Here is a 16055-nt window from a genome sequence, read left to right as displayed (position 1 = left end):
ATATGGCACGAAACAATCAATTCTCTGCCGTATGATTGTTTTTATCGGCATATTTTGTTTGGCTGTTTGCAGGATCGTTCAAAATCTGACGGGCGGATGCAACGTCCCGTACTATCTGCGCCTCCAATTCGTCAATGCCAGAGAACTTTTTCTCTTCGCGAATAAAGTCAACAAACGCAACACGGATTTTACGGCCATAGAGTGTTTCATTAAAATCCAGAAGGTGGACCTCCAGGAGAACGTCTTTCTTGTCAAATGTTGGGCGGTTCCCATAGTTAGCAACGCCATCCACCCATGTGGTACTACCGCCCTCATGTAATCCGACACGCACCGCATAAACGCCTAACTTTGGCGGGTGGTAGTGGGTAATCGGTATGTTGGCGGTCGGAAACCCGATGGTACGCCCGCGCTTATCCCCCTCAACCACCCGTCCTTCCACCTCCCACCAATGCCCCAGCAATTTGGCGGCCTTCAAGGGGTTCCCTTGTGCCAGACTTTCACGAATGGCGGTGGACGAGAAAATTACAGTCTCTTCACCCACCGGCTCGACAACCGTTACGCCAAAGCCAAATTGACGCCCAAGTTCAGCGAGTAGAACCGTCGTCCCCTGACGCTTGTGCCCAAAAATAAAATCGTATCCGACAACAACGTGGGACACGCTGAAACCGTCAACAAGCACATCCTTGACAAAACGTTCTGCTGATTTTTGGGAAAATTCAAGATCAAACTTCAAAGCCACCATCACGTCGACTTTAAGCCAATTCAGATGGGCCGCTTTCGTTTCCAGATTCGACAACCGAAAGGGAGGAGCATCCGGTGCAAAAAACTCTCGTGAATGCGGCTCAAACGTCAAAACGCCTGACAAAACGCCTTTTTCTTTGGCTTTTTCCTGAGCCTGCGCGATCACGGACTGATGGCCACGATGGACACCATCAAAATTTCCGATAGCCAGGACCAGACCTTTAACGTCCGGCGGCACATCCGTATATTTTCGCATTACGCGCATTCCACAACTCCAGCTTAGCGTTACATTTTTTATTATTATTTAGGGCGCTTTGATACCATCAGCGTTGCCTCGCCATCAAGAACGACCGTATCGCCAATTGAACATTTACAATCAAACGACACACGTTTCCCATTGATTTCTCGCAAAGTAACCTCAGCCACCACAGTGTCTCCGATACAGACCGGCGCTTTAAAGTTCAAGTTCTGGTTCATATAGATAGCACCCGGTCCCGGCAACTTAGTCCCAAAAATCGTCGACAGAAAACTTGCTGAAAGCATACCGTGTGCAATTCGCTCTTTAAACATGGTCTGCGCTGCAAACTCGGCATTTAAATGCACGGGATTTGTGTCACCTGAAACACCGGAGAAAAGAATAATATCAGCCTCGGTGACCGTTTTGGCATATTGAGCCTGCATTCCGACTGACAAATCTTCTAAAAAATACCCATGCAACTCTTCATACAATGACATGTTTCACCCCGGATTTATTTTATTTTGCGCTGCGATATATAAGACTTCTTTTTGTATAAGGGCAAGAAATACTGCGCCAAAAACAGGATTCCCAAGCCCTCCAGCGAGCCGACAGGAAAAAATTAGCAAGAAATTTTATCGATCAGGCATGACATTAACCATTTTTTTAGTTTCCCTTCGTAAATTTGCCTGCATGGAGATGGCAATGTGCTTGCCGTTTTTGAAACGATTTAGAAGAAGCTTTATTTAAAGAGGGTATTTCTATGGCTGTCGACATGAACATGCCGATCCTGATCATCGATGACTACAAGACTATGCTGCGGATCATTCGTAACCTGCTCAAGCAATTAGGCTTTGACAATGTTGATGAAGCTGCGGACGGCTCTGCTGCGCTTACAAAAATGCGCGGACGTTCCTATGGTCTTGTGATTTCAGACTGGAACATGGAACCGATGACCGGGTTTGAACTGCTGAAAGAAGTCCGCGCTGACGAAACGCTGAAAGCGACTCCGTTCATTATGATCACCGCAGAATCCAAAACAGAAAACGTTATCGCCGCTAAAAAAGCAGGGGTGAATAACTATATTGTTAAGCCATTCAACGCAGCGACCCTAAAGACGAAGATGGCGAGCGTCATAGGCGATTTCTAATGGCCGGAAATGACGAAGTCGCCGTACTTAGAGCTGAAATTGCTCACTTGCACAAAGATTGTCAGGATCTTGTAGACTTTATTGTATCTGCCAGATCAGAGATTTCCCAGATTCGCCCGAACGATCTGAAATCTGACAAACTTCCTCGTGCCGGGAAGGAATTAGATGCCATTGTGTTGGCGACTGAGTCTGCGACGGATACGATAATGTCTGCCGCTGAACGGATTATGTCCGCTGGTGTTGTAGAAGCCAACGTTGTCAACGATGCTTGCATGGAGATCTTTGAAGCGTGTTCGTTTCAAGACATTACAGGGCAACGAATTAGCAAAGTCGTTTCAACGCTTGAATATATTGAACAGTATCTCGACCGCCTGACCACTGCGTGGGGCCATCGTAAGGATGCGCCGCCTGAAACCCCGCCTAGCGAGGAACAGGATGATGAGGCAGGGTTATTAAATGGTCCTGCTTTAGCCGGCGAAGGTATTGATCAGCAATATGTTGACGATATGTTTGGCGACACAGCGTCCGATGCCTCTGAAGAAAATGCCGACAGCCCGGAAAAGAAACCGGCGCCATCGGAAAAACCTAAAAAAGCTTCTTCAGGCGACGAAAATATCGATCAGGACGATATTGACGCTCTGTTTAATTAGCCACTAAAGAGATAAACAAAAAAGCCACCCCAAAGCGGGTGGCTTTTTTGTTACCATGTCATGTGACCAACAACGTAGGTCGGGGAAAAGCCATGTAGATCAACCAGCGCTTTTACCTGCTCGTCAGTTGGGCATCCACCGTCTGTTAACCCCCACTCTTCCGCATGTATCCCTCCGCTGCAAAGAACGCAATCAATCTGCATGCCGTTGGCTCCCTTGATATCCGTTCGCATACTATCGCCAACAGCCAAAATCTTTGACGGATCAGAGACCCCCAGCTTTTGCATTGATTGTTCATAAGCGTTGGCGTAAGGCTTGCCAAACAAGGTCACCTGTCCGCCCAACTCTTCATACAATGCCGCAAGGGAACCTGCGCAATACAGCATCCTGTCCCCCTTCATAACAGTCAGGTCAGGGTTGGCACACAGCATTGGCAAATTCAAACGCGCCGCTTCTGCCAATAGGGCACGATAATCTTCCGGCGTTTCAACATCATCATGGGCAAGCCCCGTACAAATCAGGAAATCCGCCTGCGCTACGTTAAAAACACGGGTATAATCAAGGCCGTCATCCAGACCACGATCCTTATCCGCACCAAACTGATAGAAATTCAAATTCTCTTTTTTCAAATAATCAAACCGCCTGTCGGTCAAAACTTCGCGCGTGAGGTCGCCAGATGTCAGGATTTGATCATAAAAGGACCGTGAGACCCCCAAGGTCTCCAGAAAAGTTTCTACGAAGCCATTTGTTCGTGGAGCATTTGATAACAGCAGAATCGGTTTTCCGTTCGCCCGCAATTGCTGCATGCAATTCAATGCGCCCGGATAAGGTCTGGTACCATCATGTACAACACCCCACAAATCAAGAATATAGGCATCATACTGATCTGCGATCTGCGCTAGGCCAGGCATAAACTGAAAGGACATACCAACTCCAACTTTTGGCATTAAAAGAGGAATGCAGGAATAACGATCTGCAATACAGGGGTCAAATGAAGATTTTAATCCTGCGCGTCCGTTACTTGATCAGTTGAGCGTTGCGGCGGACGCGGGACACCGAATAAATACCCCTGCCCAAAAGCAACCTCGACATCCAACAGACCAATGACGGTGTCTTCATCTTCTACCATGCTGGCAATCAACTCGATCTTCGCCCGCGCCAACGCTTCTTGCAAATCTTCCAGATGAATATTAATCGGCAGGCCATCGCTGCCGGGCAATAAGTCAGCCGCAGCAACTTTCAGATACCTGAAATTATCCTCACCCAGTTTTTTAAAGTCCAGATCCAGACGGGTAATTCTGTCCATCGAGAACTTAAACCCCATCTCCGCCAGCATTTTTAGCCCACCCTCCAACTCGGGAATTGTGTTTTCCACATCCTCCTGAGAGAATTCCAGAATGAGGTTTTTATTCAAGTCACTGTTTCTGTCCAGAAACTCTACAAACTGATGGAAAAAAGCTGTATCGCGCAACGTTCTTGCCGACACGTTCACGAAAAAAGCGACTTCACTATTACGGTGCCGAATTCGTCGGATTAACTGTACGCACCGAATGAGCAGCAGGTTATCGATCGTACCGATAAAACCTGCATCTTCTGCAATGGGTAAATACTGACCCGGTGTGATAATTTCTCCATTTTCGCCGCGAATACGGGAAAAGGCCTCATAGAAATGGGTCCGGCGCTGAGGAAGTCGCACAATCGGCTGAAGATATAGATCAACCCGATTGTCCTGAAGACCAGAACGAACAATTTCAAGAATCTCATGTTTGTCCGGACCTGCCTGCTCAGCATTCCCGTTTGATGCAAATAAGGGCGGCCGGACCGGTGCCGATACGCTGTCCCTGCTTTGATTTGCCAAGGGCTCTTTTCTGGCTGAAATTTTGTCTTTCTTCATTTCGGTGGAAAGCTGATTTAGAAGTTTGCGCAACATCTTCATTTCGTCGGCGAAACCATCCATGTCGGCGTCATCGCCGGCCAACCCCCCAAGAATATTTTCAAAGCGCGCCAAGCCGAACTCTGCATCTGCCACATGCTGCCGAAGGTTCTGAATATCCCGCTTCATCTGTGCGCGCTCTACTTTGCGGTTAATGAAATCATGAAGAAATGCACAAACGAGGAAGAACCCCCCGCCAACATAATAACTGATTGTGGGATCAATATTCGGCATATAGGTGGGCAATTGCCGCGCAATAACAGCGCCTGTCAAAGCATAGGCAGCAATAATCACCAAATGATAAAGCACAACTCGACCCCCCTCACGGTCCCTACTGGATTTTCTACTATACCTAATTCCACGGGACTTCCCAAATCAAGAAATATCTTATTTCGAAAGGCGATTGATCTGTATGGTTTTTTGCCAACGTAATTGATTTGTATAAAACTTTTTGCTTCTCTATCGCCCGTCTTTTCCACTACTCTACTATGGGATAATAAGTAACAACAAGGACTAACCCATGGGTAAACTAGACGGTAAATTCGCCCTAATTACTGGGGGCACAAGCGGGATCGGATTGCGCTCAGTCGAGATTTTCATTGAAGAGGGCGCAACAGTTGCCTTTTCAGGCCGGCGCGAAAAAGAAGGGGCAGAGATCGCTGAACGTTTGGGTGACCGCGCCCATTTTATTCGTGCTGATGTGTCTGTTGAAAAAGACGTTGAAAACATGATCCAGGAAACGGTGGGCAGGTTCGGCCGGATCGATGCATTGTTTAACAATGCTGGGGGGCCCGCACCCGTTGGAAGCATCGAAACCGTTGATTATGAAAAATCAATGCAGGCAATGTCTGTTCTTTTCGGCGGCGTAATGCTCGGGATCAAGCATGTAGCCCCGATCATGAAAAAACAGGGCTCGGGCAGCATCATCAATAATGCCAGCATCGCAGGGCATCTTGCGGGGTATTCCACCTCCATGGTTTACAGTGCAGCTAAATCTGCGGTTCTGCAACTGACCCGAAGTGCAGCGATGGAGTTAGGAGAAAGTAATATCCGGGTAAACTCCATATCCCCCGGCGCAACGGCAACCGGCATTTTTGGTAAAGCCCTTGGTCTGGAAGGCAAAGCCGCCGAAGAGACAGCGGATGTTGCCGCGGATATTCTTAGAACAGCCCAGCCGATCCCACGGGCAGGCCTACCAGAAGACATCGCACGGGCGGCAGTTTTCTTTGCTTCTGACGACAGTTCGTTCGTTAATGCCGCTGACTTGATTGTCGACGGGGGCATGATTGGCGGGCGTCACTGGTCGACACATCAGGCATCGGTCCAACAATTGGGTGCGGCGTTTAAAAGCAAACTATAAGACATTAAAAAAGGAGGCTGTATAAGCCTCCTTTTCTTCAATCTGGTGCGGATCGCTTAATCTTCCAATCGACCGATCGCAAGGAATTTGCGGCGACGTTCTTCTCTTAAAGTACCGGGCTCTCGGTCCAGCAAGTCGTTCAATTCCTCCTGGATCGCGTCCCCTAAAAGATCGATTGCCGCAGCAATATCTCGCTGTGCGCCCCCTAAAGGCTCTTCAACAATCCGGTCAATCACTTTAAGGCGTAGCAGATCCTGCGCGGTAATCTTCATAGCAGTTGCTGCATCCTCAGCCCGGTCGCGGGTTTTCCAAAGAATAGCCGCACAGCCCTCCGGTGAAATAACGGCATAAATTGCATTTTCAAGCATCAAGACCCGGTTTGCAGTCGCCAAGGCAACCGCGCCTCCTGATCCGCCTTCGCCCACAATAGACGCAATGACCGGAACCCGGATATCTAAGCTCACCTGAATGGCTCGGGCGATCGCCTCGGCCTGTCCGCGCTCTTCCGCACCGATGCCGGGATAAGCCCCAGAAGTATCAACAAAGGTAAGAATAGGAATGCCAAATTGATCGGCAAGCTTCATAAGGCGCTGGGTTTTCCGATATCCTTCGGGGCGGGCCATACCGAAATTATGGTGCAATCGTGATTCAAGGTCGCAACCCTTTTCAGTACCGATCACCATCACCGTTTGACCACGGAAACGACCTAACCCACCAACAATCGCGTGATCTTCAGCAAAGTTCCGGTCGCCAGACAGCGGCGTGAATCCTTCAATCAGCCGATGGGTGATATCTTTGAGTTTCGGACGGTCCACATGGCGAGCGACCTGGGTCTTTTGCCAAGGAGTGAGTTTGGAATATGTATTTTTTAAAAGCTGGCTTGCTTTTTGACGCAGCTTTTCAACATCTTCATTGATTTCGAGATCGCTCCCGTTGTCCAGACCCTCAAGATCCCTGATCTTTCCTTCAAGGTCAGCAATCGGTTTTTCGAAATCAAGAAAGTTGTTCATTATCAAACTCTGGTAAAATTAGCATTTCAGGACAACGAGTAATAAATTGGCGCAACGGTTACGTCAATAAACCGTTGCGCCCTTATTTAAGAACAGATGGGAGAAAACCCAACCTTTCTTTTTATTTTATTTGCGTGACGCAATGATATCAGCCTGCGTAACAAGAGCCTCAGCCTGCTTTATAGAGGCAATGTCGATCAATCCGCCATCAAGCGCAACTGCACCTGCGCCCTCTGCCTGCGCCTTTTCCATGGCTTCGAGAATTCGGCGCGCTTTCGCAACTTCCTGCTCGTCAGGTGTAAAAATCTCGTTGGCTAAAGGAATCTGACTTGGGTGAATGGCCCATTTTCCTTCGCATCCAAGAATGGCTGCACGATTACCATGCGCTCTATATCCATCCGGGTCAGAGAAATCACCAAAAGGACCATCGATCGCCCGAAGGCCATTGGCCCGCGCCGCGACAACCATGCGTGCAATCGCATAGTGCCACATATCGCCCCAGTGATAGTCACGGGAACCGTCCTCGGCTGGATCTGTCAAAACACCATAAAGCGGGTTTGGTCCACCGATAGATGTTGTCCGTGCTTTTGTAGAAGCTGCATAATCTGCCACACCGAAGTGAAGGCTTTCGTTTCGTTTGCTGGCTGCTGCAATCTCGTGAATATTCTGCATACCCAAAGCTGTTTCGATAATCAGCTCAAAGCCGACTTTTTTCTTGCGGCCAACTGACGTTTCAACCTGTGTTGCCAACATATCCAGCGCATAAATGTCTGAAGCAGTACCGACCTTGGGGATCATGATCAGATCGAGGCGTTCTCCGCCTTTTTCCAGGATATCAATCACATCCCGGTACATATAATGAGTATCCAGGCCATTAATACGCACTGAGATGACTTTGTCCCCCCAATCCACGTCGTTCAGGGCTTCAATAATATTCTTCCGGGCTTGTTCTTTGTCACTTGGTGCGACGGCATCTTCCAAATCCAGAAAAATCGCATCCGCATCTGACTTGGCTGCTTTTTCAAAAAATTTGGGACTGGAGCCGGGAACAGCCAACTCACATCGGTTGAGCCGAGACGGACATAATTCGGGAATAGTGAAACTCATAGCAGATCCTCACCTAAAGGCTTTTCTGTTGTTGTTATGCAAGAAAATTGCTGCAACTGCGTAGTAGAGTCAAGTTTTACCAAAAAATTATTTTGCATCTGCGAGCGGATGATGGCTTTGCACAAGCTCAATCATACGCTCTTGCAGGACATGGGTATAAATCTGGGTTGTTGAGATATCGGCGTGCCCCAGCATCTTTTGCAACGATCTCAAATCAGCGCCATTAGCCAGCAAATGACTTGCAAATGCATGGCGAAGCGCATGCGGGGAAACTCGCGAAGGTGAAATATCTGTTCGCGTCGCCAGCTTTTTCAGCATCTGCGCAAATCGCTGCCGCGTCAGATGCCCTTGTTTACTTCTCGAGGGAAACAGAAACTTCGAATAGCCCCCTTGCGGGCAATAATTCTCCCGAACTTTTATATAGTCAGAAAGAGCCGCCTTGGACGCTGCGTTTACAGGAACAAGCCGCTCCTTGTTGCCCTTGCCCCTGACGATCAAAAAGTTATCTTCATCCGCCATTGGCGGGAACGGCAGCGTCACCAGTTCCGTCACCCGCATCCCGGTTGCATAAAGTAAATGCAGCAACGCCTTTAGCCGAATGCTGTCTTCGATTTCTTCTTCAGCAGCGTCAAATAACTGATCCACTTCAGAAACGGTCAGATGCTGAGGTAGTTTTCGTTGCGTCCGCGGCGCATCAACATTCATTGCCGGGTTATCTGTTCGGATATCGTCCAACAAAAGAAAGGCAAAAAATTGTTTCACAGCACTTAACCGGCGTGCCTGAGTGGCCGAACTTAAACCCTGTTGATCGAGTGTCTGAATAAAATTACTGATATCCTGCTGTTCAACATTCAGGCAGTCCTTACCAATTGTCGCCAGATATTGATCCAGCTCCCGTAAATCACGCAAATAGCCATCGACCGTGTTGGGTGACGAATTTCGCTCCAGCACCAGCATCTCAATAAATTTTTCATGTAGATGCCCGTGCAAACCGTTATAGCTCCTTCGAGATAGCGGCCTCAAGAACCAGACGTCTTGCTTCTTTTTCAAGACCGACCTTTAAAAGTGCCGATGTCACGGCGACCATGGTGGTGGTTGTAACCTCTGACGGGCCTTTATCTTCCATCGCCAAAAGGGCAAGCGCCACCGTTTCTCCAACTCTGTTATCCGATGCAGCGGCCACCAGATTTCGTTCAAGTCCATGGTTGCTATAGGCGTCAACAAGAGGCAACGGAAGCAACAGAAGAGATTCCCAGTCTTCCGATGAAATGGGATAGCCCAGCACTTCCATCAAAGAAACAAGAAAGGTTGCTTTTTCGCCCTGATCAGGAAGATCCCGCGTCGCGTTCAACCAAGCGGCAAAACTACGATTGTTCCACCGGGCAATTCCCTGAATACCTGAAAACAGAATATAGCTATCGAGCCGAAGAACATTTTTACGCCCTTGCAACCGTTCAGTATTTGAACCCTGAGAGGCCCCTCTTCTGATTACTCTTTCCCATTCCGCCGCCCGGACTTCTTCGCCAAATAGGAGAAAAACCTGAACAGCGGTAAGATCAAATTCAAAGCCATAGGTGGTTGGGGGAATTGTTTTCAAAGCGTCCATGCTCTTTGCACTGATCGCGACAAAATCACCATTTACCCGCGCAGAATTCCAAAGCTCCTTCAGGATCTCAACTTTGGCCTCAGCTGCCGTCGCAGCCGCCAAGCGGTCAAAGCCAGCTTGATATGTCTGTTCAGTATTATTCTCCGGTCCTTCAATTTTTGCTGCCATCGCCATCGCTATATGCAGTGCATCCGCGTCTTCCAAAGTCAGTCCTTTTGGGGGCGTTCCGCTCGCTAATGCGGAAAACAAAGAGAAGAAAAGAGGATCATCGATCCCTCTTTCCTCCAACAGGGCAACAGACAATTCGGCCTTATCCAGCGCACCCGCTGTGATGAGACAGAAACTATCTAGTTTGGCCCAAAACATATCGACATCGCCTCTTTGGGTCAGTTCACTGGCCAAAGTACAGCTTTTTGATAAATCTCCAGACAGCAGCGACGCTTCTGCTACATGCTTCTTTGCAGCCAAAGGAAGGTCTTCCTGCTGGATCCGCCCCGCAAGGGCAAGAGCGTCCGCATGCATTCCTGCCTCAACCAGCTTGTTCAGACGAATTGTCACGATACCGTTGGTCGCTGGATCATTGGCGTTCAATGCGGCTCCCGTGAGCAACAACCGCCGATAAAGGTCTTTTGCCGCGGGAGATTCGACTGAAGAGGGCAAGCGAGAGAGTAATGCCGCCACCCGTCGCGGCGGACTCCCATCCCACATCCGGTTTCCAAGTCCTCCTTGCTCAACACCTAAAGTACCGGCCGATCCGGGCCCCAATGCATCCAGTGTTTCGATCACAAGAGTACCATCCCCTTTGGTTCTTCTTTCAGAGGAGATCTCATTTGAAGGATTTGTGCCTGTTCCCGGTAAAAGTATCGATGGCGCGTCACGGGAGCCGGCTTTTTTATTATCGTTCTGGCCAGCCGAAAAATCCGGCACAAGACTTCGCGGTTTTTCCTGTGATTTCAGGTCCGCAGCATACAAAAAAGGGGCCATGCCAAAAATGGCAAAAGCCAAAGCCGCCCGCTTACTTCGGGAACTGGTCATTTGGAATTACCCTTTCTACCGGTACGGTAGGCGCAGGAATATCCCACGCCGACAGGAATACACCACCGCCCACAACGATGGCGGTTATCAAAAAGAGAAGAAAGAGTGAAAATTTTGACATCTTTCGTTACTATACCCCTGTTTTTTCAGCTGGAACCCGATATCGAGCTGCAATAACCTTGCTATTTGATTTGCTATGCTGCGATTATGGCATAAGTTTGGCTAAAACAACTAGCATGCCTTATTGATTTACATCAACTGCCTTACATACCATATGTACAGTCGGTTGATAAAATGTGAAATGTGAAATGATGACAAGTGAACGTGACGCCCCAGTGGAAACTGTAGACATTAAGGGCGATCGCAGCGAAAAAAACATTGGGAACAAGACCATCGTGCTGGTCGGTCTAATGGGGGCCGGAAAAAGTTCTGTTGGTCGGCGTTTGGCACACCAGCTAGGCCTTCCCTTCAAGGATGCGGATACCGAGATTGAAGCCGCCTCAAATTTGAGTATCCCCGAGTTTTTTGAGAAACATGGCGAGGCCGCCTTTCGGGACGGCGAACGTAAGGTAATTTCCAGACTGCTGGAAGGCCCCCAACATGTCCTTGCGACAGGGGGCGGGGCTTATATGGATAAGGAAACTCAAGCACTGATTTCAAAATATGCATGCTCCGTCTGGCTAAGGGCTGATCTGGATACTTTGTACAAACGGTGTATGAAAAGAAATACGCGCCCTTTACTGAAAACCGGCAATCCACGGACGATTCTTAAAGATCTGATGGATAAACGGTATCCTGTTTACGGCGGGGCAGACATAACGGTTGAAAGCGCAGATGGACCGCATGAGCATGTGGTTAATCGGATCATCAGTGCGCTGGAAAACAGAAATTCCAATCACCTCTAATTTAAAGAATTAAAAAAATGGCTTCTCCAGCGTCCACTATCCATCAGCCGGTAAAAGACGAGCGGGTCTCAGTAGACTTGGGTGATCGGTCCTATGATATTGTGATCGGCGGAAACCTGTTGGACCGTTCAGGGCCTCTTATCTCCAAAGTGCTTCGAAAAAAAAGAGTAGCCATCATAACCGATGAAACGGTTGCCCCTCTTCACCTGCACCGCCTTCATAAAACGCTTGAGGCAGAAGGCATAGAACAGGTCAGCATTACGCTACCGGCAGGCGAAAAAACAAAAGACCTCAAATTTTTTGGGGACTTGCTGGACAGATTACTGGAAGCCCGGATCGGGCGAGACGAATGCCTGATTGCTTTCGGCGGCGGTGTCATTGGTGATTTGACAGGGTTTGCAGCTTCCACCCTTCGGCGAGGGGTCGACTTCATACAAATTCCAACAACCCTTTTATCCCAAGTAGACAGTTCCGTCGGTGGTAAAACCGGCGTAAACTCCCGCCATGGCAAAAATCTAATCGGTGCATTTTATCAACCAAAACTTGTCGTCGCAGATGTGTCTCTGCTGGATAGCCTCCCAGAGCGAGACCTTCTCGCAGGATATGCAGAGGTTGTGAAATATGGGCTTCTTGGGGATTTCGATTTCTATAACTGGCTTGAACAATACGGCCCAGCGGTCATTAAGGGGGATATTGCCGCCCGTATTCATGCTGTAAAAACAAGCGTTCAAACAAAAGCTGATATTGTCGCGGCAGATGAAAAGGAAAGCGGTGTCCGCGCCTTGCTTAATCTTGGTCATACCTTTGGTCACGCCCTTGAGGCAGAAACCGGGTACGGCCCAAGCCTGGTCCACGGTGAAGGCGTAGCTGTGGGAATGCTCATGGCAATGGATCTTTCCGCGAAAATGGGTTTAATGACCTGGCAGGATTGCGAACGCGTGAAGGCTCACTATCAGAACACCGGATTGCTGAGCGAACTGCCCGCAATCAAGGGCGTGGGCTGGAATGCCAAAAAACTTCTTAAGCACATGTATCAAGACAAGAAAGTCGACAAAGGAAAGCTCACCTTTATTCTGATGAAATCAATTGGTGCTGCCTTTACGACACAAGACGTAAACGAAGACGATATTTTGGACATTCTTGACAGCTATGTCCGACCCCATACGGAAAGGAATTAAGGAAAAGTTCCATGGATCTGGAAATTTTATTGCAAATTGGTGCGATTGCGTTGCTTCTTTTTCTCTCCGGGTTTTTCTCAGGATCAGAAACGGCCTTAACTGCGGCCTCTCGTGCCCGGCTCCACCAAATGGAACAGGCCGGCGATGCTCGAGCCTCTATTGTTAATCAACTTCGCCTGAAACACACCAAACTCATCAGTGCAATTCTGCTGGGAAACAATCTGGTTAACATTCTGGCATCCGCCATTGCTACCAGCTTACTGATTTCCCTGTTTGGTGACATTGGTGTTGCCTATGCGACATTGATCATGACAGCCATGGTGTTGATTTTTGCTGAGGTTCTACCAAAAACCTACGCCCTCCGTCGTCCGATTAGAGTGGCCCGTTTTGTCGCGCCCATTCTTCGTCCGGCAGTTTTTATCCTATCGCCGTTTGTTTTGGGTGTGAACGCTGTTGTCGATGTCACGCTGCGCATGTTTGGTGTTGGTCGCCAGGAAGACCATCCGGATTCTCTAACAGATGTTGCTCAGGATGAACTTCGAGGCGCGATCGATCTGCATTCCGAAGATGCGGGTGTCATCATGCACGAAAAATACATGCTCGACACCATATTGGATATGGATGAGGTGGAGCTCAGTGAAATCATGATCCACCGCAAGAACGTTGAGACAGTCGACGCCTCAAGACCAATATCAGAAATAATTGATCACGTTCTGACCAGTCCCTATACCCGAATTCCGCTGTGGCGTGAAGATCCGGAAAATATCGTCGGTGTGGTTCATGCTAAAGATCTGTTGCGCGCAGTTATTCCGCTGCATGGTGACTATGAAGGTTTGAAAATCGAAGACATTTCATCAGAGCCTTACTTCGTTCCCGAAACCACGACCTTGCGCAACCAGCTGAACTCCTTTTTGGAACGTCAGGCGCATTTTGCTCTTGTGGTGGATGAGTATGGTGCCTTGATGGGCCTGGTCACGCTTGAAGATATTCTTGAAGAAATTGTAGGTGAAATTTCCGATGAGCATGATATCGACGTTGCCGGCGTAAAAATCATCCGGGAGGATCAAATCATTACGCAAGGCTCTGTTACCATTCGGGACCTCAATCGTAAATGCAATTGGTCCTTGCCCGATGAAGAAGCGGCAACAATCGCAGGGCTTGTCATACATGAGGCCAAGATCATTCCCGATGTCGGTCAGGCTTTCACCTATTTTGGATTTAAGTTCGATATTCTAAAGAAGGAAAGAAATCAAATAACTGAGTTGAGAATTACTAAATTACCAGTATAAATACATAAACAATCCTCAGTTTATCCGGCCTTATGTTTCAGATCCTTTTCAATATTATTGCACCCGTCGTCATCTGCGCCGGCCTCGGCTACTATTGGTCCAAATCCAATCGGTCTTTCCATATGGAAACGATCACTGGACTCGTGTCCAATATTGGTGCGCCAATGCTTATCTTTACAACGCTGGTACAGTTGGAAGGGGATCTGACCGAATTTCTCGAATTTGGCTTTATTGCTCTTATTGCCCTGATCACATTTGTACCGATCGGATTTGTCGTCTTAAAGCTTCTCAAGCTTGACTACCGAGACTACTTGCCTGCCCTGATGTTTCCCAATACTGGTAATATGGGGCTGCCGCTATGCTATTTCGCCTTTCAGCAGGAAGGCTTAATTCTCGCGCTCGCGTTTTTCACCATTCACGCGGTACTGCAATTTACGTTTGGGGTCTGGATTGCTTCAGGCTCAGGCTCCATTACCCAGTTTCTGAAAACGCCACTTGTTTATGCGGTTTCGATTTCCCTCGCCTTACGGTGGTTTGAAGTCCCGATGCCTCTTTGGGTAATAGACACAAGCAAACTTCTGGGCGGGATGACAATTCCGTTGATGTTGATGGCGCTTGGTGTGAGCCTAGCCAGTCTGTCCGCGCAACATCTGAAAGAAGCCACGATCCTGTCAGTGACCCGCTTGTTGATGGGTTTTCTGGTAGGTCTCGGCCTTTCTGAGCTATTTGGACTGGAAGGGACGGCAAGAGGCGTCCTTATCTTGGAATGCACAATGCCTGTTGCCGTCTTCAACTATCTTCTATCCTTACGCTATGGTAGAGCGGCCGGGCAGGTTGCGGGGACTGTACTTGTTTCTACCCTGCTCTCTTTCCTGACCTTGCCACTGCTCCTGCTGTTTTTGCTGGGCTAGCTCCAGCGCTGCCGTCCTGTTCATGAAGTAATGCAGTATCCCGCTGCGAATGCGAGAGGTTCGGGAATGCTCCTCCCGCAAGGGATGGAAATCCACCAATGAGCAATACCGATTAATGTTCATTTTTTTACGGGAACATATGAGGCGCATGGCGTCCCATTCAATTTTCTCCAGACGAATACTCGTCCGGTGCTCTTCTCCGGTTTCTGGATCTTTGATACTGATATTATGATTAATGAGGGATTGCTGATTACTCATAAGAACTCCGATACACAACTAAAAATACACTAATAAGTTGCATATAAGGAAGCAATCAACTTCTTCAACGTTCAAATGTAAAAAGCACAAACAGGATCTTTATCAGGAAGGTCCCTCGTCATCGCCTTTAACTGTCAAGGCGAGCGCATGAATGGTTTCTTTCATTTCGTCACTCAGAACACCATACACCATTCGCTGGCGGGCCACTCTGGATTGACCATTAAAAGCCGCAGACGTTATTTCTACTCTGAAATGACTTTCACCACCGGGACGGGCGCCAGCATGCCCGGCGTGCAAAGCTGACTCATCCGTCACAACAAGGACTGTCGGAGCGAATTTTTCATTAAGTTTTTGTTCGATTAAAGCAGCAACTGACATTTTTCGTTCTTACGCATATAAAAACAGGACTTTATCATAGATTCAGACACGCCTTCCACATATCATATGCGAGTATACCAATTAATTTATTCAATTTTGGAAATTATACATTGAACAAGCAAGTTAATAATTCTACCTTATATTAGATATAATTTGATTTGCGACTAAACGACAGATTTCATCACCCAGATTGACCGGAGAAAAACATGACTGTCCACGGCAAGGTAAGAAAGCATGTAAAAGTCGTCTCGAATTCCAGCAAGTCTGAAGAAGAGCCTCTTACCCGCCATATTGATGTTCACGTCGGAA

Annotated in this window: 17 protein-coding genes; 7 read left to right on the top strand and 10 right to left on the bottom strand. The window is 48.2% G+C overall.

Features of this window, described 5'->3' with window-relative positions; translation table 11 throughout:
• Positions 1 to 16 precede the first annotated feature (16 nt).
• Together ACJAYR_RS09615 and ACJAYR_RS09610 are read right to left on the bottom strand one after the other, a co-directional pair.
• Positions 17 to 1006: a bifunctional riboflavin kinase/FAD synthetase gene (locus tag ACJAYR_RS09615; RefSeq protein WP_415236408.1), complete on the bottom strand. Its 990-nt coding sequence runs from the start codon at positions 1004 to 1006 to the stop codon at positions 17 to 19.
• A 35-nt stretch (positions 1007 to 1041) separates the two neighbouring features.
• Positions 1042 to 1476 carry a MaoC family dehydratase gene (locus tag ACJAYR_RS09610; RefSeq protein WP_415236407.1) on the bottom strand — a complete coding sequence of 145 codons (435 nt, stop codon included), beginning with the start codon at positions 1474 to 1476 and terminating at the stop codon, positions 1042 to 1044.
• Between the two features lie 263 nt (positions 1477 to 1739).
• On the opposite strand from ACJAYR_RS09610, the gene ACJAYR_RS09605 reads away from it, so the two are divergent.
• Positions 1740 to 2126 carry a response regulator gene (locus ACJAYR_RS09605; protein ID WP_415236406.1) on the top strand — a complete coding sequence of 129 codons (387 nt, stop codon included), beginning with the start codon at positions 1740 to 1742 and terminating at the stop codon, positions 2124 to 2126.
• Positions 2126 to 2776: a protein phosphatase CheZ gene (locus ACJAYR_RS09600; protein WP_415236405.1), complete on the top strand. Its 651-nt coding sequence runs from the start codon at positions 2126 to 2128 to the stop codon at positions 2774 to 2776. Before ACJAYR_RS09605 ends, ACJAYR_RS09600 begins: the two co-directional genes overlap by 1 nt.
• A 50-nt stretch (positions 2777 to 2826) precedes the next feature.
• Here ACJAYR_RS09600 and ACJAYR_RS09595 read toward each other — a convergent pair whose 3' ends face one another.
• Together ACJAYR_RS09595 and ACJAYR_RS09590 are read right to left on the bottom strand one after the other, a co-directional pair.
• Positions 2827 to 3702, bottom strand: a complete 876-nt coding sequence (locus ACJAYR_RS09595) for a TIGR01459 family HAD-type hydrolase (protein WP_415236404.1) — start codon at positions 3700 to 3702, stop codon at positions 2827 to 2829.
• Positions 3703 to 3776: 74 nt separating this feature from the next.
• A complete protein-coding gene (locus ACJAYR_RS09590) occupies positions 3777 to 5018 on the bottom strand; it encodes an EAL domain-containing protein (RefSeq protein WP_415236403.1) in 1242 nt (413 codons plus the stop codon).
• Positions 5019 to 5229: 211 nt separating this feature from the next.
• On the opposite strand from ACJAYR_RS09590, the gene ACJAYR_RS09585 reads away from it, so the two are divergent.
• Entirely contained in the window at positions 5230 to 6069 is an 840-nt protein-coding gene (locus ACJAYR_RS09585; RefSeq protein ID WP_415236402.1) for an SDR family NAD(P)-dependent oxidoreductase, read from the top strand.
• 56 nt (positions 6070 to 6125) lie between these two features.
• Here ACJAYR_RS09585 and ACJAYR_RS09580 read toward each other — a convergent pair whose 3' ends face one another.
• The 4 genes from ACJAYR_RS09580 to ACJAYR_RS09565 form a co-directional block, all read right to left on the bottom strand.
• Complete coding sequence (locus ACJAYR_RS09580; RefSeq protein WP_415236401.1) at positions 6126 to 7079, bottom strand: acetyl-CoA carboxylase carboxyltransferase subunit alpha; 954 nt, start codon at positions 7077 to 7079, stop codon at positions 6126 to 6128.
• A gap of 126 nt (positions 7080 to 7205) precedes the next feature.
• On the bottom strand, positions 7206 to 8186 hold the full coding sequence (locus tag ACJAYR_RS09575) for an HpcH/HpaI aldolase/citrate lyase family protein (protein WP_415236400.1): 981 nt from the start codon (positions 8184 to 8186) through the stop codon (positions 7206 to 7208).
• Positions 8187 to 8273: 87 nt separating this feature from the next.
• Complete coding sequence (gene xerD, locus ACJAYR_RS09570; RefSeq protein ID WP_415236399.1) at positions 8274 to 9176, bottom strand: site-specific tyrosine recombinase XerD; 903 nt, start codon at positions 9174 to 9176, stop codon at positions 8274 to 8276.
• 4 nt (positions 9177 to 9180) lie between these two features.
• Entirely contained in the window at positions 9181 to 10827 is a 1647-nt protein-coding gene (locus ACJAYR_RS09565; protein WP_415236398.1) for a hypothetical protein, read from the bottom strand.
• A gap of 308 nt (positions 10828 to 11135) precedes the next feature.
• Here ACJAYR_RS09565 and ACJAYR_RS09560 point away from each other — a divergent pair, with 308 nt between their 5' ends.
• The 4 genes from ACJAYR_RS09560 to ACJAYR_RS09545 are packed head-to-tail and all read left to right on the top strand — an operon-like array spanning position 11136 to position 15110.
• Positions 11136 to 11732, top strand: coding sequence for a shikimate kinase (locus tag ACJAYR_RS09560; RefSeq protein WP_415236397.1), 597 nt, complete (start codon positions 11136 to 11138; stop codon positions 11730 to 11732).
• A gap of 17 nt (positions 11733 to 11749) precedes the next feature.
• A complete protein-coding gene (aroB, locus tag ACJAYR_RS09555) occupies positions 11750 to 12910 on the top strand; it encodes a 3-dehydroquinate synthase (protein WP_415236396.1) in 1161 nt (386 codons plus the stop codon).
• Positions 12911 to 12921: 11 nt separating this feature from the next.
• Positions 12922 to 14199, top strand: a complete 1278-nt coding sequence (locus ACJAYR_RS09550; protein ID WP_415236395.1) for an HlyC/CorC family transporter — start codon at positions 12922 to 12924, stop codon at positions 14197 to 14199.
• Between the two features lie 32 nt (positions 14200 to 14231).
• Entirely contained in the window at positions 14232 to 15110 is an 879-nt protein-coding gene (locus ACJAYR_RS09545) for an AEC family transporter (protein WP_415236394.1), read from the top strand.
• On the opposite strand, the gene ACJAYR_RS09540 is transcribed toward ACJAYR_RS09545, so the two are convergent.
• Positions 15006 to 15368, bottom strand: coding sequence for a ribbon-helix-helix domain-containing protein (locus tag ACJAYR_RS09540; RefSeq protein ID WP_415236393.1), 363 nt, complete (start codon positions 15366 to 15368; stop codon positions 15006 to 15008). The two genes, ACJAYR_RS09545 and ACJAYR_RS09540, sit on opposite strands and share 105 nt — an antisense overlap.
• 102 nt (positions 15369 to 15470) lie before the next feature.
• Positions 15471 to 15746: a BolA family protein gene (locus ACJAYR_RS09535; protein WP_415236392.1), complete on the bottom strand. Its 276-nt coding sequence runs from the start codon at positions 15744 to 15746 to the stop codon at positions 15471 to 15473.
• Positions 15747 to 16055: the final 309 nt, after the last annotated feature.

The sequence above is a fragment of the Sneathiella sp. genome, from assembly GCF_047631475.1.
Taxonomy (GTDB): Bacteria; Pseudomonadota; Alphaproteobacteria; order Sneathiellales; family Sneathiellaceae; genus Sneathiella.
This window is presented reverse-complemented; position numbering and strand designations above follow the sequence as displayed.